The sequence below is a fragment of the Nocardioides sp. CPCC 206348 genome (assembly GCF_048654705.1).
Lineage (GTDB): Bacteria > Actinomycetota > Actinomycetes > Propionibacteriales > Nocardioidaceae > Nocardioides.
In genome coordinates, this window is the sequence record NZ_JBMCZA010000173.1 from 11617 (window position 1) to 11913 (window position 297).

1 protein-coding gene is annotated in these 297 nt (G+C 70.4%); it reads left to right on the top strand.

What is annotated here, in order from left to right:
* Window positions 1-297 (top strand): esterase-like activity of phytase family protein (locus ACOADB_RS13695; protein WP_378599530.1); only part of this gene is annotated, 297 nt, incomplete at both ends.

Consider the following 297-nt stretch of genomic DNA (forward strand, 5'->3'; position numbering starts at 1 on the left):
CGTCGACACCGAGGGCGTGGTGCGGACCGCGGACGGTCACTTCTGGCTCGTCGACGAGTACGGCCCGTCGATCGTCGAGGTGGACCCGACCGGTCACGTCATCGCGCGCCACGTCCCTGCCGGGCTCGAGGACGACTACGCCGCTGCTGGTGTCGACTACCCGGTCAATGGCTCGCTGCCCGCCGACCTCTCGAAGCGCCGCGCGAACCGCGGCTTCGAGGACATCGCGCTGCTGCCCGACGGCAAGACCATCGTGGTGGCGCTGCAGAGTTCGGTCGTGGTGTCGGGGGACCGGGA